Source organism: Rhodococcus sp. H36-A4 (genome assembly GCF_027158005.1).
Taxonomy (GTDB): domain Bacteria; phylum Actinomycetota; class Actinomycetes; order Mycobacteriales; family Mycobacteriaceae; genus Rhodococcoides.
The window spans coordinates 342,419-356,755 of record NZ_JAPVLQ010000002.1; the positions used below are offsets into that span (position 1 = coordinate 342,419).

At 62.7% G+C, this 14,337-nt stretch carries 14 protein-coding genes; 5 read left to right on the forward strand and 9 right to left on the reverse strand.

What is annotated here, in order from left to right; translation table 11 throughout:
• Position 1: 1 nt before the first annotated feature.
• Both O1W68_RS06445 and O1W68_RS06450 read right to left on the reverse strand, forming a co-directional pair.
• The gene (locus O1W68_RS06445) at positions 2 to 2,278 is read right to left on the reverse strand and encodes a putative bifunctional diguanylate cyclase/phosphodiesterase (protein ID WP_269302055.1); all 2,277 of its coding nucleotides are present in this window, start codon (positions 2,276 to 2,278) and stop codon (positions 2 to 4) included.
• Positions 2,279 to 2,423: 145 nt separating this feature from the next.
• Entirely contained in the window at positions 2,424 to 3,401 is a 978-nt protein-coding gene (locus tag O1W68_RS06450) for an NAD(P)/FAD-dependent oxidoreductase (protein ID WP_269302056.1), read from the reverse strand.
• 327 nt (positions 3,402 to 3,728) lie between these two features.
• Here O1W68_RS06450 and O1W68_RS06455 point away from each other — a divergent pair, with 327 nt between their 5' ends.
• Entirely contained in the window at positions 3,729 to 4,001 is a 273-nt protein-coding gene (locus O1W68_RS06455) for a hypothetical protein (protein ID WP_269302057.1), read from the forward strand.
• 9 nt (positions 4,002 to 4,010) lie between these two features.
• On the opposite strand, the gene O1W68_RS06460 is transcribed toward O1W68_RS06455, so the two are convergent.
• Complete coding sequence (locus O1W68_RS06460) at positions 4,011 to 4,175, reverse strand: hypothetical protein (protein ID WP_269302058.1); 165 nt, start codon at positions 4,173 to 4,175, stop codon at positions 4,011 to 4,013.
• Between the two features lie 120 nt (positions 4,176 to 4,295).
• Complete coding sequence (locus tag O1W68_RS06465) at positions 4,296 to 5,159, reverse strand: MBL fold metallo-hydrolase (RefSeq protein WP_269302059.1); 864 nt, start codon at positions 5,157 to 5,159, stop codon at positions 4,296 to 4,298.
• A 277-nt stretch (positions 5,160 to 5,436) separates the two neighbouring features.
• Here O1W68_RS06465 and O1W68_RS06470 point away from each other — a divergent pair, with 277 nt between their 5' ends.
• The 3 genes from O1W68_RS06470 to O1W68_RS06480 all read left to right on the forward strand — a co-directional run bounded on the left by O1W68_RS06470 (position 5,437) and on the right by O1W68_RS06480 (position 7,671).
• Positions 5,437 to 6,315, forward strand: coding sequence for an SGNH/GDSL hydrolase family protein (locus O1W68_RS06470; RefSeq protein ID WP_269302060.1), 879 nt, complete (start codon positions 5,437 to 5,439; stop codon positions 6,313 to 6,315).
• Between the two features lie 45 nt (positions 6,316 to 6,360).
• The gene (locus O1W68_RS06475; protein WP_269302061.1) at positions 6,361 to 6,960 is read left to right on the forward strand and encodes a DUF937 domain-containing protein; all 600 of its coding nucleotides are present in this window, start codon (positions 6,361 to 6,363) and stop codon (positions 6,958 to 6,960) included.
• 69 nt (positions 6,961 to 7,029) lie between these two features.
• Entirely contained in the window at positions 7,030 to 7,671 is a 642-nt protein-coding gene (locus tag O1W68_RS06480) for a LysE family translocator (RefSeq protein WP_269302062.1), read from the forward strand.
• Positions 7,672 to 7,702: 31 nt separating this feature from the next.
• On the opposite strand, the gene O1W68_RS06485 is transcribed toward O1W68_RS06480, so the two are convergent.
• Positions 7,703 to 8,533, reverse strand: a complete 831-nt coding sequence (locus O1W68_RS06485; protein WP_269302063.1) for an SDR family NAD(P)-dependent oxidoreductase — start codon at positions 8,531 to 8,533, stop codon at positions 7,703 to 7,705.
• A gap of 85 nt (positions 8,534 to 8,618) precedes the next feature.
• Between O1W68_RS06485 and O1W68_RS06490 the strand changes: the two genes are divergently transcribed.
• A complete protein-coding gene (locus tag O1W68_RS06490; RefSeq protein WP_269302064.1) occupies positions 8,619 to 9,101 on the forward strand; it encodes a MarR family winged helix-turn-helix transcriptional regulator in 483 nt (160 codons plus the stop codon).
• Positions 9,102 to 9,186: 85 nt separating this feature from the next.
• On the opposite strand, the gene atzF is transcribed toward O1W68_RS06490, so the two are convergent.
• Genes atzF through O1W68_RS06510 form a run of 4 tightly spaced genes read right to left on the reverse strand, consistent with a single transcriptional unit; the run spans position 9,187 to position 14,333 of the window.
• Positions 9,187 to 10,902 (reverse strand): allophanate hydrolase, encoded by a 1,716-nt coding sequence (gene atzF, locus O1W68_RS06495; protein ID WP_269302065.1) that lies wholly within the window; start codon positions 10,900 to 10,902, stop codon positions 9,187 to 9,189.
• Positions 10,889 to 12,913, reverse strand: coding sequence for a 5-oxoprolinase/urea amidolyase family protein (locus O1W68_RS06500; RefSeq protein ID WP_269302851.1), 2,025 nt, complete (start codon positions 12,911 to 12,913; stop codon positions 10,889 to 10,891). Before O1W68_RS06500 ends, atzF begins: the two co-directional genes overlap by 14 nt.
• Entirely contained in the window at positions 12,913 to 13,539 is a 627-nt protein-coding gene (locus O1W68_RS06505; protein ID WP_269302066.1) for an urea amidolyase associated protein UAAP2, read from the reverse strand. The genes O1W68_RS06500 and O1W68_RS06505 overlap by 1 nt, the downstream gene beginning before the upstream one ends.
• Positions 13,536 to 14,333 carry an urea amidolyase associated protein UAAP1 gene (locus O1W68_RS06510; RefSeq protein WP_269302067.1) on the reverse strand — a complete coding sequence of 266 codons (798 nt, stop codon included), beginning with the start codon at positions 14,331 to 14,333 and terminating at the stop codon, positions 13,536 to 13,538. Before O1W68_RS06510 ends, O1W68_RS06505 begins: the two co-directional genes overlap by 4 nt.
• Positions 14,334 to 14,337: the final 4 nt, after the last annotated feature.

Consider the following 14,337-nt stretch of genomic DNA (forward strand, 5'->3'; position numbering starts at 1 on the left):
TTCATTCGACGCTATTCGACAAGTCGACATCGACCGGGTGCGCCGAGGTGGGCGTGGTCTGCAGCCAGTGCTCCAGTGGCGCAGGCCGCCCATAGAGGTATCCCTGCGCGAACCGGCAATGCAGAGCCTCCACCGCGCGCGCTTGCTCCTCGGTTTCCACGCCCTCCGCCACGATGGACACAGGCAGCGCCCGCGCCATCGCCGCGATGGCAGTGACGAGTGAGTCCGCGGACTCACTGGTGCCGATCTCGGCGACGAAGGAACGGTCGATCTTGAGCAAGGCGATGGGAAGTTCGCGGAGTCGGCTCAGCGAGGAGTATCCGACGCCGAAGTCGTCGAGAACGATCAACACTTCCATCGCCGCCAGTTCGTCGAGGATCTTCTTGGCAGCGAAGACGTCGTCGATGAGTGCAGTTTCGGTGACTTCGAGAGCAAGGTCAGCACCGCACAGGCCATACTCTTCCAGCATGTCGGAGACCAATTTCGGCAACGAGTCGTCGCGGAGTTGAACAGAAGAGATATTGACCGACATTGTGACGTTCTGCCCGGCTGCCCGAAGCGCGTTCAGATCCCGCAAGGCGGTGCGCAGAACGAAGGCCCCGATCTCACCGATCAGATTCGTGGACTCCGCTATCGGAACGAACTCGACGGGCGACCGTAAACAGCCGTCGCGGTTCCATCGCACCAGCGCCTCGTAGACGACGGTGCTCCGTGAGGAGGTCGAGACGATCGGCTGATAGTGGACGACCAATTCACCGCGTCGGGTCGCCCCTCGTAGGGCAGTGGCCGTTTCGATCGCCGCGATCGAGGACGCGCGCAACGACTCGTCGAAGAAGGAGAAGCGGGAGGCCCCCAGCGACTTCGCGTGATACATCGCCATATCGGCCTCGCGGAGGAGATCGTCCAGATCGCCCGGGCGGTTGTCGGCGGCAGCGATCCCGACGGACGCAGTGATGTACGTGGTGGCAACGCTGAGTACGAACGGCTCGGAGATCCGCTCGATCACCGAACGCGCCACCTCCTCCATCTCGGGACGAGTGCAGCGACCGATGACGATGAACTCGTCACCCGCGTACCGCACCACGGTGTCCGAGGATCGTACTGTCGCGCGGATCCGATGGGCAGCTGCAGCGATCATCTCGTCACCCACCCGGTGACCGTAGGAATCGTTGACGGTCTTGAAGTTGTCGAGATCGACGAAGAGGACGAAGGTTCGCCCGCGTCCGCTTGCGAGAGCCAATCGCGCAAACTGCTCGTCGAGCATCGTTCGGTTCGGTAGCCCTGTGAGCACGTCGTGGGCCGCGCGGTATCGGGCGTCGTCTTCACTGCGTTCGACGAGGCTCATGGCGCGCTCGCCGCGCAAGAACGTGCCGATCAGCAATACCGAGAGCAACGCCGACCGCACCACGAGATCGACTGTCGAGATCGAGGATCCGAGCACCAACGTGGCCGCGCACACCGCCAGGAGTGCGACGACGAACAGCACCCGACGGCGACTGTGCCGAGGAGGGGAATTCTGTCGATGCGACATCGTCGCCATCTGCGGATTGAGAGCAGCAAGGGCCAGTGCTGCGTAGGCGAAGAGGTAAATGCCGTCCAGAAGTCCCGGCGACAACGGAACCGTGCGAGAGAGGGACTGGGCGTATGCAAGGTCGCCGACCAATATTGCGAGCAAGGCTACGAGAAGAAGGCGAAGCGCATGATTGCGATGCGTCGACGAGACGAGCAGATACGTCACGAGCGTGATCATGCCTGCGTCGATTGCGGGATACACGCCGTTGCCGATCGCAGCAGCCGTACTGACAGTGCCGTCGAGCAACGGGGATATCAGCACCACCCACGACACGAAGAGGGTGCCGACCGAGATGAGCCCGGCATCGATGAGCGGAGTGATGTCGTCTCTGGACCGTCGTTCGAGGACCCATCTTGCCAGCGCCGTCCCGATCAGGCAGTAGCCACCCAGCGTCAGTGAATTGGACAGTGCGGTGACACCGTCCGGATAGACCGTCGGGTCGCCGCGGAGACCGACTCCGACGAGAAAAAGTGCAGATGCGCCGAACAGGCACCACCACGACGTGGCGTCGGCAGGTTTGTATCGACGAATACCGACACTGATGGCGATGATCGCCGACAACGCGAAAGTAGCGAGAACGATCGAGCGAACCGAGGAGTCGCCGCGGAAGAAGAGAACGCTACTGGCGACGACCGCTGAAGAAATGCCCACCAATTTGGGTACCCCGGCCAGCAGTTGGTGCATCGGAAGAACCTTCGAGTCCATGCGAAGGCTTCCCCTTTCGTGTGCGGCGCCGACGCGGCGGAGGCAATCGGCCGTTCCGCCGACTGCGAGGTTAGCCCAGGATCGCCCGAGAGCGCGCGGAACACTACTGCTGCGACCGAATTTCATCGGTCACGAAGGGTTTGCGTCAGCGTTGTGTTCCTCCCCCGGCTTCGTCGGTCGCGGCCCGGACTGCGCTGCGCACGTCTTCGTCGATGAGGTACGCGTTCAAGGCGCCTGCCGCACGAACACCGCCTGCAGCCGAACCAATCAGAATCTCCATCGGCGAGGTCACGTTGCCGGCCGCCCAGATTCCCGCCACGGACGTGGCTCCGGTGGGGTCGGTTGCCACCGATGTGGCGCCGACGGGAACGTCGCCCATCATCAGTTCCGTTGTCTCGAGACCAAGTTGGAGGAGAATGTCCGCATTTGCCTCGAACTTCGGTTTCACGACCACCGCCTGAACGGGCACAGTTCTACCCGACGTCATGTGAACGCCGATGAGCGTGTCGTTTTCGATCACGAGCTCGACGATCTTGTCCGTCTCCACTCGGATGCCGCGCGCGTCCAGTTTCACCTGGTCTTCCTCGGAAGGCTCGAAATCCTGGGTGAACAGCACGATGTCGTCGGTCCACTGACGCCACATCAGTGCCTGGTGGACACCGAACTTGCCGCCGATGATTCCGAGGGCCTGGTCGCGGACTTCCCAGCCATGACAATAGGGACAATGCAGGACCTCGCGGCCCCAACGGTCGGCTATGCCGGGGATGTCCGGCAATGTATCGGTCAGCCCGGTCGTCACCAGCAAGCTGCGGCCGGTGACCGACGTGCCGTCGCCGAGCGTCACCGTAAATCCTCCCTCTACCTTCGTCGCCGAGACCGCGGTGTTCGAGACGATTTCCGCGCCGTAGGAACGCGCTTCGGTGCGCCCGATCTCGAGTAGTTGCAGTGGTGGGACACCCTCGCGGCCGAGGTAATTGTGGGCGTGGGCGGAGGGTGCATTACGGGGTTTACCAGCATCGATGACGAGGACGGTTCTACGTGAGCGTCCTAGTGCCACCGCTGCGGCAAGGCCTGCAGCGCCCCCACCGATGATGAGTGCGTCGTACTTCAGTCGAGTTGTCATGCACTCATGTTGTAGCGCTCGGCACGGATCGGCAAGTAAATTTGCTGAAATGGCAAGAAGTTGGTCGCATCGAAAGTAATGGCCACAAGTTTGTTCTCGCCCGAACAGCGGGAGCGTGCCCTCGTGCGGACGGGCCAAGTCTCAACGCACGGTACATCCGAAATAAGCGGCATGGAACTTGATTGCATCTATCAACTGGGCTTGCCGTAAGTAAATGCCTGATTCGGCGGGGCGCTCACTGCTTGAAAGAGTGTGTGGTGTTGCTGTTGACTTATCGGCATAGTCGGTCACTGCCAACGGGGGCTGCGCATTTCGGGTCGGGGGGCCATGAATAGTTCGGTAGACCGCAGCGAGGACAATCAGGGTGAGTTCATGCAAGGCGACACCGTAGTCGCGATGCAGGACTTGGGGATACGAGCGTGGCGCAGCGGCGTGCCTGCGGGATCGGTGGGCACGGTCATCGAGGTCGACTGGCTCACCGACCTTTTCGTGGTATTCGACGTCGACGGTAGCTGGTTCACCGAACCCACCGAGGTCGAGAAGGTCGTCGCGCCCGGCGACGTTCGGCTGGTACAACGCGCCGACCGTCACCGGGGCTGATACGTCAATTCATTCGGTGTCGGTGGCGGGGCCGTCGGTGGTTGCGCCACCTTCACCCGACCAGTCACCTGAATCCAGGCCGGCCGCGGGATCCGACTGCACGTCCGTGTGAGCGCCTTCGGCACCCTTGTCGGTGGTCTCGGTATGTGGCGTCTTTGCGTGTTTTCCAGTCATTACGAGTTCGTACCCGCGTCAGAAAGGTTGAAACTCCCGGCTGCTCAGCTCGGCACGATGTCCCGCAGGCGCTCGGTGTCGGATGCCGTCCCGACAGCGATCAGCACCTGCCACCAGGAGCTAGAGGTGCATACCGTCCAACGGTGCTCCGATGTGTTCGAAGTACCTTCGCGCCGAGCAGATGACGGCATCGTGGGCATCGGCGGTGATGATTCGATCCCACCAGGCACCGTAGAGAGACCCGAACGGGAAGGGCCGAACCAGATCGACAGCTTTCCTGATGGTCTCGGGATGCTCGGGGATCAGATTGGGATAGCTGTACATGAATCCGACCCAGCGACGGTCCGCCACCACAGTGAAGATGTCCCCGGCGAACAGGGCGCCACTGCCATCGACGCCGTCACGCCAGTGCATGACCGTGCCACCGGCAAAATGAACTCCGGCATTGATCAGGGTGCGTCCAGGAAGCACCTCATGTGTGTCACCGGACCACAGGACGACGTTGTCGTTCCTCGGGACCCACTGCGCATCGCGCTCGTGCACGTAGATCGGCGCATCCCCGAATGCTCGGCTCCACTCGACCATCGAACTGTAGTAATGCGGATGCGACAGTGCTATCGCCGCGATCCCTCCCAGTTCGGTGACCCGCTCGACGGCGGCATCGTCGATGTACGTGGTGGAATCCCACAGCACGTTGCCGTCGTCTCCCGGCACCAGAAGCGCTCTTTGACCGATGGCAAGATGCGGAGACGTCGCGATACCCCACAGTCCGGGTATTTCTTCCCGGATCTCGACTGTGTAGCCCTGAAGTCCGAGTTCGCCGAGGCTTGTCCACTGCTGACCGCCGTAGCCCACGTACTGGCGCTCGTCCTCGCAGATGAAGCATTGATCAGTCGCTGTGTCGAGCGAAGCTGCGGCGTTCAGCGGGTACTGAACGCCGCAGGTCACGCAGATCGGGTAGTCGTCACCGAAAGAACGAGACAATCTTTTCTTCCCGGTCTACAGGTCTGCGCGGTTACAGACCGAAAGGGAGCACGCCCGGAGCCAGTTCGAAGCCGCTGCTGCCGGCGGAGGCCGAGCTGACGCCGCCGAGAATGAGATTGATGAAATTCGTGATCATGTGAGTTCTTTCCTCCCATAGAGATGACGATGAACCCGGTCGAGGCTACCGGTGATTCGGTCCCAGCGGCAGAGGGCGACGCTGTGGGGTCCGTGTGAACCGAGCCCGGCTATGGCGTCGAACCGGCGTAGCCTCGATCCAATGCGGCGAGTGGCGGTGGGTCTGTTGGCAGCTCTCGCGCTGGTGAGCTGCGCCCAGAACCCCACCGAACAGAATCTGGACCAGGCTGTCGAACTGCCCCCGGCCATCGACTACGTCGCACTCGGCGACTCTGCGGCTTCGGGACCGCTGATCCCGGACCAGGTGGGATTCGCAGGTTGCCTGCAATCCGACGAGAACTATCCGCACGTACTGGCCGGCTTGATCGGGGCCGCGGCGTTCGCCGATGTGTCGTGTTCGGGCGCGAAGTCCGAGAACATCACGACGGTAGAGCAGATCACCGACACCGGGTCGGTGTCTGTCCAGCTGGATGCACTCTCTTCGGATACGGATCTGGTGACCATCACCATCGGCGGCAACGACGTGGATCTGGTGTCGGCGGCGCGTCAGTGCATCAACTTCTCATCTGAGCCGACAGGGCGATCGTGTAAGGATGCTCTGACCGAGGGCGGCACGGACAAGCTCGGCGACGCGATCTCCGCGGCGGCCCCACGCTGGGGGCAGGTCTTCGAGGACATCAAGGGACGCGCCCCGAACGCGGATGTCGTCGTAGTCGGCTACGGAACCTATGTACAACCGGGCGGTTGCTATGGCGTACAGCCGGTGTGGGCGCGAGACGCCGACTACCTGCAGCAGAGCATCGACACGATGAACGACGCTCTCGCCGAGCAGGCCGAGCTGCACGGTGCGAGTTTCGTCGACACCAGGCCCGTCAGTGTCGGCCACGACGCGTGCGCAGCAGGCGATCAGCGCTACCTCGAGGGTGTGTTCCCACTGAACCGAGCGGCACCACTACACCCAACTGCAGCAGGAATGGCGGCATTCGCCCAGGTGATAGAGGATTCGCTTACGCTGAACTGACCGCGGCTCCCAACGGGGGGAGCCCACGCTCGGTAGGTGGACTTCATGGCATCGCTCGACGAACTTCTCGCACAGATTCCCATCGGTCAGATTGCATCGAAACTCGGTGTCGACGAGGAGACGGCTAAATCCGCTGTCACTCGTGCACTGCCCACATTGGTCGGCGGCCTCGAAGCCAATGCTCGAGATCCAGCAGGTGCTGCGTCCTTGGAGAATGCGCTCCAGCAGCACAGTTCTTCAGGATTGCTCGATGGCGGCGTCGACATCGACCAGGTGGACGAGACAGACGGTGCGAAGATCGTGTCGAACGTGTTCGGAGACAAGAAGAACGACGTAGCAAGCGCGCTAGGCGGAATCAGCGGCGGCGCGGACAGCGGCCTCGTGAGCAAAGTGCTACCGATCCTCGCGCCGATCGTATTGGCTTATCTGGCAAAGAAATACACCGGCGGTCAGAGTGCGGGTGGCTCGGGTGGCGGCGGTCTCGGTGATCTACTGGGCAGCGTCCTCGGCGGGGCAACCAGCGGTTCGGGATCCGGCGGCGGACTGGGCGGACTCCTCGGTGGCATTCTCGGCGGCGGCTCCGGTGGTTCCGGTGGCGGTATCGGCGATCTGCTCGGCGGATTGCTCGGGGGCGGAAAGAAGTAGTGCGGGTGGAGGTCCAGGACTCGAGAACTGGCCCGATACAACGTCGTTGCCCGGTGCGATTGTTGGACCATGGTGACAATGACGGCCGCTGCGGGGGTGTTCGCCGTCGCTATGGCGATGGTTCTGACCCCCGGTCCCAACATGGTGTATTTGGTGTCGCGCAGTATTTCTCAGGGCAAGGTCGCTGGACTGGTCTCGCTCGGCGGCGTCGGGGTGGGGTTGGTCGTCTATGTGGTGGCGACCAATCTCGGGCTGGCAGCGATGTTCGCTGCGGTCCCGACGCTGTACGCGGTCATCAAGATCGCCGGCGCCTGCTACCTCGCCTGGCTGGCCTGGACGGCATTGCGTGGAAGCCGATCGGTGTTCGAAGTTACAGGACTGCAGCATGATTCGAATACTCGTCTGTTCACGATGGGGCTGCTGACCAACCTGCTGAACCCGAAAATGGCGGTCATGTACATCTCGATCATTCCGCAGTTCATCGACCCTGCAGCAGGATCGATCCTGATGCAAGGACTGGCGCTCGGAGGCGTACAGATTCTGGTCGCGCTGACCGTCAATGCTTTGATCGTGCTTGCTGCAGGATCGATCGCGATGTTTCTGTCGTCGCGGCCGTCGTGGATCAAGCTGCAGCGTTACGTGATTGGCACGGTTCTCGGGCTGTTGGCCGTCCGGCTTGCAGCCGATCCCTCTCGACCTGTTCCTGCGTGAGAATGCAGCGGCCCGGAGTGGAGAGGTGGCCTCACACCATGGTCGTCAGGACACCACCGTCGGCACGCAGTGCTGCACCGTTCGTGGCGGCGGACAGTGGACTTGCCAGGTAGACAGCAAGGTTGGCGATCTCGGTAGGTTCGATGAACCGCTGTAGCAGTGAGGTCGCATTGCCGCCGATGATGGCAGCCTTGAGGTCGTCGGTGGGCATTGCCTGAGCCCGCGCGATCTGGGTGACAGTGTCTGCGACTCCGTCGGAGTAGGTCGGCCCGCCGAGGATCGTGTTCACGGTCACTGCGGTTCCGCGTGTGAGCTTGGCGAGGCCATTGCTCAGCGCGAGCATCCCGGCCTTCGTGACCCCGTAGTGCACCATGTCGGCTGGAATGTTCACCCCCGATTCACTGCCGACGAAGATGATCCGGCCCCACCCGGTTGCGAGCATCTTGCCCAAGACGTGTCGCGACAATCGGACCCCGCTCATGACGTTGATGTCGAAGTAGCGTTGCCACTCTTCGTCGGAAATCTGCTCGAACGGCGCGAGCTCGAAAAGACCGACGTTGTTGACGAGTATGTCGATATCGCCGAACGATTCCAGAAGCCTGCCGACGTCTGTTGAATCTTCGAAGTCTGCAACGGCCCCGGAGATCGTTGCGCCCGGAACCTCCAGCCCCAATTGCCGGACGGCCTCGTCGAGCTTGCTCTCGTTGCGTCCGTTGATGACAACCGACGCTCCCTCCTGGAGGAGAGCTCGTGCAATCGCGTAGCCGATTCCTTGCGTCGAACCGCTGACGAAAGCCGACTTACCTTGCAGCTGCAGATCCATGTCTCTCCTGGTGTGCTCGATCGATGCCGTATCGGGCATCAAATGACTTTCTCAGTCAAGTAAAACTATGACGATTGACTTTCTCAGTCAAGTCATCGGGTGCAGTATCGAGTAGTCTGCTCCAATGTCGGACCCCAGCGAGCGAGCAGCACTCAGCGACGAAGACCTCCAGACGTGGGCCGCCCTGGCCACCCTGCTGGAGTGGTTGCCCACCGCTCTCGACGCACAACTCCAACGCGACGCAGGCCTGACCCACTACGAGTACGGCATCCTCTTCGCTCTCTCGGAAGCGGACGACCGCACACTCCGCATGAGCACGTTGGCAAGCTATTCCAACAGCTCTCTCTCACGGCTCTCGCGTGCAGTGGCGCGCCTCGAGACGAAAGACTGGGTACGACGCGCTCCTGATGCTGCGGACGGCCGCTACACCCTGGCCACCCTGACCGAGTCGGGGTCGGCGAAGGTCGACCAGGCAGCCCCCGGGCACGTGGACGTCGTCAACCGGCTCGTCTTCGACCCGTTGACGCAGGTCCAGGCCCGTCAGCTCGGCGGAATCAGTCGGCGCATCATGACGGCGATACGGTCCGAGGAGGGCTGGCAACCTTAGGCCGACCCTGGCCGTCCACGCTGAGAGCGCACACCCTTTTTCCAAAGCTGCGCGCTACATTCGCGTCCGAGCGCGGCCGTTCGGTTTACAAAAAGGGTGCGCGGTCCGGCAAGCCACCACTTGCCGAAGCCATGTACGCCCGCCAACCACCGAACTCGGTGATGTCGATGCCTGCTTCGCCCGCTTCGTGTGAGCAGCAGAATCCGGTGACCCAGCGCCCGTCGGACAGCTCGACCGACGTCAGACCCATCGGTGCGGGCAGAGCGGCCAAGAAGGTTCCGAGTCCGGCGGCGGACATTCGGTAGAGCTCGCCGGCAATTGCCGAACCCTTCCCCCGGTGGTGGCGCACCAAGCCCGGTTTCGCGGGCGTAGTTCCCAGGTCGACCATGCGGTACGCGTCGGACGTGCGGACCTCACCGAGGTATCGTGCGCCGCGATCGGTCAGTTGATGGTGAACTGGAAAGCCCTCTAGATGTGCACCGACAACGAGTACGTCATGGCCGTCGATGACGAGCGGCTGCGAGGGTGTTCCGATGAGTCGCGCAGCAAGGTCGATGGCGATCTGGTCCTGAAACTCGGGCACGACGAACATGACCCCGAACGGTTCGCCACTGCTCGTGGGGGTGCCGGGAACAGCGACGGCGGCCATGTTCAGCAGGTTGCAAAAGTTGGTGTAGGTGCCCATTCGCCGGTTGATGGACACTGGATCAGTTTGAACCGCAACAAGTGTCGGATGCTCGGTAGTGGTCGGCAGTAGCAGTCCGTCGAACCCGTCGAGCAACGTTACCGCGAGCCGCTTGGTGTGTTGGAGAATCGAGATATCGTCGACGTAGCGGTGTGCCGACGGCTCGGCGGCGTTCAGGATGATCTGTGCAACGGTCGAATCGCAACTGGACTTGTTCCTTTCGACGAAACTTCCGACGGCCGAGAATCGTTGCGCGACGATGGCGCCGTCGTACAGCAGGGTGGCCGCATCGAGCAACGGTGAAATGTCGATCTCGGAGTGCGTGAATCCCTTCGCTTCCAGACGAGACACCTGGCGATCGAATGCCTCTCGGTACTCTGGGCAAAGTTGCTCGAGATCAGTTGCTCGCGGAACGGCGATGTGAGGAACAGCGTTTGCAGACAACCGCACGTCCGCGGGCCAACGCCGGCTACGTGGGTCGGCGTCGTCGTAACCGGCCATCAACTGCGTGGCCAGGGTCGCGGTCTCGAGGTCGACAGCGAGTACTGTCACGCAATCGAAGTCGATACAGGCTGGGACGACGCCGGTCGTCGGGACGATTCCCGGGCTTGTCTTGACGCCGACGAGGCCGTGGAATGCAGCCGGAACCCGGCCGGAACCTGCTGTGTCGGTACCGATGCCGATGTCTGCGATTCCGAGAGCGACGGCGACGGCCGATCCTGAACTGGATCCACCGGACACCCGATCCTGATCCCAGGCGCACCGAACCGCGCCGTACGGACTCCTCGTTCCGACGAGACCGGTGGCGAACTGATCCAAATTGGTCTTGCCGAGGATCAGCGCGCCCTGCTCCACCAGTCGCGCTACGGCCGTCGCGGTTCGATCGGGGATGTAGGCGAACTCCGGGCACGCTGCGGTGGTGGGCATACCTGCGACATCGACGTTGTCCTTGACGGCCACCAGCAACCCGGCCAGCGGGAGGGCAGTGTCGACGGTTGCCGCTTCGGCCAGTACGTCGTCATCCTTGCGTAGGGTGATCCAGATTTCGGGACGGTCTACCTCGGCAATGCGCTTGTACGCCTGCCGTACTCGCTCCGAGATGTCATGCTGCTGCATCGGAATTGCCCCTTGTCGTGAACTCGCCTGCCGCGGACCATGCCGTGCGTTCTGCGTCGAAGGCGACTGCCTGCGAGGCCCGGAACTTCTCGATCGAGGAACTGTTCGACGCGAGGAATTGCTCGTGTTCGGCTAGTGAGAATTCCCCGTCGACGATCTCGACACCTCCACCGCGTCCGGCTGCGGTGTCGGCGCGAAGGTCCAGCAGCTCCTCGGGTTCGACTGGGTACCAGGAGATTCGATCGAAGAAACGCAGCAACCAGGGAGACTCGCGTTCGAACGGTCCGGACTGCTCTGGATAGCGGTGATTCCACACCTGCGTCGTCCGGCCGACGAACTGGTAGCCGCCGGGCCCTTCCATGCCGTAGATGCACAGATATGCCCCACCGATCCCGACGGCGTTCTCCGGTGTCCAGGTCCGCGCCGGGTTGTACTTGGTGGTGACCAGCCGATGCCGCGGATCGAGCGGAGTCGCAACTGGCGCGCCCAGGTAGACGTCGCCGAGACCGAGAACCATGTAGTCGGCCGCGAAGACGGTATCGAAAACGTCTGCGACGGAATCGAGTCCGTTCATTCGTCGGATGAACTCGATGTTCCACGGGCACCACGGTGCATCGGCTCGCACTCCGTGCATGTAGCGCGCAATTGCTTCGCGGGTCGACGGGTCGTCCCAGGACAACGGCATCCGAACGGTACGGCTCGGGACCACGAGCTCCGAAGCGGCAGGTAGATCGTCCTCCACCTCGGCCAGTAGACCCATCACCATGTCGATCGAAAGAACGTCCGGATCGACTTTGACCTGCAGCGAGCGGATACCGGGCGTCAAGTCCAGCAATCCCTTCGGTGCGATCGCCTCGATGCGCTGATGCAGTGCGTGTGCACGGGCACGGAGCGCGAGGTCCAGTTTCATATCGCCGTACTCCACGAGCACGTTGTCGTCTCCCGAGCGGCGGTAGGTCACGCAGGTCTCTGCCTCACGCCGGGCAAGGACGCCGTCGTCGCCGTCGCCTCCGCTCGAGAAGACGAACGGCAATGATGCGCGACGTGCGACACCGAGCGCCCCGAGCGGAGCCGCGTGGGCCGCGCGCACGGGTACGAACCGGATCGTGTCTCCAGCTTTGAGCTGCCCGAGCTTCCATCTTTCGGCGGCGACGACGGTGACCGGGCAGACGAATCCGCCCAGGCTGGGGCCGTCCGGGCCGAGCAGAATAGGGGTGTCGCCGGTGAAGTCGAGTGCGCCGACCGAGTAGGCATTGTCATGGATGTTCGACGGGTGAAGCCCCGCCTCGCCGCCGTCCGTGCGCGCCCACTCCGGTTTCGGCCCGATGAGACGGACGCCGGTGCGGTCGGAGTTGAAGTGCACCTCGTAGTCGGTGGCGAACAACGTGTTTATGTCTGCGCGCGTGAAGAATTCCGGTGCCCCGTGCGGTCCCTCGGTGACGGCGATGCACCACCTCGTCGTCAATGCCGGTCGGTGTTCGGAAGGAATGCACGTAATGCGGTCGGCGGCATCGGGCGGTGTCGAGATCTCCAGAATGTCTCCCTCGCACAGAGTTCCACCTCGGTGTCCACCGAATTTGCCGAGTGTGAACGTCGATGCACTGCCCAGGTACGGCTCGACGTCGATGGCGCCTTGGATGAGCACGTACACGCGCAAGCCGGCCCCTGTCGTCGTTCCCACATCGAGCGTCGTATCGGCCGGCACCAATACCGGACGCCACTGCGCGACGTCGACACCGTCGACGCGGACCCGAGCGTCGGCACCGGTGACGCACACCCAGGTATCTGCGTCGAAGGTCAGTGCTGGTCCAGCCATGGCAGATTCGAGTCCAGGTGCGCCCTGCGGGTTGCCGAGGGCGACGTTGCCGAGGCGGAACGAGAGGTCGTCCATCGGCCCGGACGGCGGCACCCCGACCTTCCAGTATCCGACGCGTCCGGGCCAGTCCTGAACCGTGGTCAGCATCCCCGGCCGCAGTACCGTCATCTTTGCTCGCGTGGTGTCGGTCGACATCATGGTCGGGTCACGATCATGCGGACTGCGGTGGGGTCGAATCCGTTGCACGGGTTGTTGATTTGCGGGCAGTTCGATACGAGTACCAGGGTGTCGATCTCGGCTCGCAACGTCAGCGACTTACCTGGCGCCGATAGTCCGTCGACGATTCCGAGTGTTCCATCGGCGTCGACGGGCACATTCATGAAGAAGTTGATGTTGGACACCAGATCCCGCTTGCCGAGGCCCCACTTGGATCCTTCGGCCAGGAAGTTCTCGACGCAAGCGTGTTGATGCTGCGTGTGATGCCCGTACCGCAGCGTGTTCGATTCCTGTGAGCAGGCACCGCCCACCGTGTCGTGATTGCCGACTTCGTCGGCGACGATCGTCATCAACGCTGTCGAATCATCGCTGCGCAGCACGCTGCCAGTGGTAAGAAAGAGATTCTGCTGCGCGACCACGGTTGCGGCCGCGCTATAGCGGATGGTGTGATCGTGGGCCGCGTAGACCAGTGTGTCGACGGCTTGGTTGCCGTACAGATCGACGATGGTCAGCAGGTCTCCGGCCTTCACGACGGCGGACCATGGGCCGAAGGCTTCGGCGATCTGGTCCAGCACGATCGTGCCGGATTCGAGAGTGAGTGTCATCGTGCACCTTTCGCGTGTTCGGCGTTCCAAGCGTCTTCGGTGTTGAGAACGGCGCGCAGATACTCAGGGTCGGTGTTGGGTAGGTCGTCGAGGTCTCCCGGTGCCTGCCAAGCGAGAACCTCCAGTGCCGTTGTGTCGAAACTCGGAGACGGATCGAGCGGGTGCGCGGTGTTGGCCAGCAGCACGATTACCGGCAGGTGAATGAGCAGGTCCACTTCGGTGCCGCATCCCGCATTGCCGGTCGAGTGCAGGTGTCCGTCGGCTTCGACGCGTACACCGTGGAAGAACGAGATCGACGGTGGTAGGTCGCGTGGTCGGAGGCCGTTCTTGGCAGCTGCCACCGTGAACAGTTCACGACCGGCAGGCGATGCCCCGTGCAACGATCCGTCACCGTACTTGGTGCGATTGGTGGTCAGAGATGTTGTACCGCAGAGTGCGTCGTGCCGGGATGAACTGTCGGCGACGATCGTGGCGAGCACTCGTCCCTGATCCGAGAGCAGGGGGTGCCCGATTCCGAGGTATGCGTTCCACGGAACTTTGACGGTGTCCGCGGCATTCAATCGCTCCCACGGGGCGTCCGCGCGGTACAGCAGCAGGTTGGCGCATGCGGCGCCGTCGACGTCGCGCAGCCGTACTCGGGTACCGCGAGCGAGAACTCTGGTGGTGTAACGACCGCCGGGTACCGATTCGGCCCAGGTGAGTTCGGTGACGCCGTCCGGGGCAACCGGGGCGGAGACTTTCGCTGCCTGGCTCCGAGCATGTTTCCTGGCGGCGAGAGTGGTTGCGGTGCTCATGTCT

Coding starts and splice junctions, on each gene's coding strand:
- O1W68_RS06445 (WP_269302055.1), bottom strand. CDS start 2,278: ATGGACTCGAAGGTTCTTCCGATGCACCAACTGCTGGCCGGGGTACCC.
- O1W68_RS06450 (WP_269302056.1), bottom strand. CDS start 3,401: ATGACAACTCGACTGAAGTACGACGCACTCATCATCGGTGGGGGCGCT.
- O1W68_RS06455 (WP_269302057.1), top strand. CDS start 3,729: ATGAATAGTTCGGTAGACCGCAGCGAGGACAATCAGGGTGAGTTCATG.
- O1W68_RS06460 (WP_269302058.1), bottom strand. CDS start 4,175: ATGACTGGAAAACACGCAAAGACGCCACATACCGAGACCACCGACAAG.
- O1W68_RS06470 (WP_269302060.1), top strand. CDS start 5,437: ATGCGGCGAGTGGCGGTGGGTCTGTTGGCAGCTCTCGCGCTGGTGAGC.
- O1W68_RS06475 (WP_269302061.1), top strand. CDS start 6,361: ATGGCATCGCTCGACGAACTTCTCGCACAGATTCCCATCGGTCAGATT.
- O1W68_RS06480 (WP_269302062.1), top strand. CDS start 7,030: ATGGTGACAATGACGGCCGCTGCGGGGGTGTTCGCCGTCGCTATGGCG.
- O1W68_RS06485 (WP_269302063.1), bottom strand. CDS start 8,533: ATGCCCGATACGGCATCGATCGAGCACACCAGGAGAGACATGGATCTG.
- O1W68_RS06490 (WP_269302064.1), top strand. CDS start 8,619: ATGTCGGACCCCAGCGAGCGAGCAGCACTCAGCGACGAAGACCTCCAG.
- atzF (WP_269302065.1), bottom strand. CDS start 10,902: ATGCAGCAGCATGACATCTCGGAGCGAGTACGGCAGGCGTACAAGCGC.
- O1W68_RS06500 (WP_269302851.1), bottom strand. CDS start 12,913: ATGTCGACCGACACCACGCGAGCAAAGATGACGGTACTGCGGCCGGGG.
- O1W68_RS06505 (WP_269302066.1), bottom strand. CDS start 13,539: ATGACACTCACTCTCGAATCCGGCACGATCGTGCTGGACCAGATCGCC.
- O1W68_RS06510 (WP_269302067.1), bottom strand. CDS start 14,333: ATGAGCACCGCAACCACTCTCGCCGCCAGGAAACATGCTCGGAGCCAG.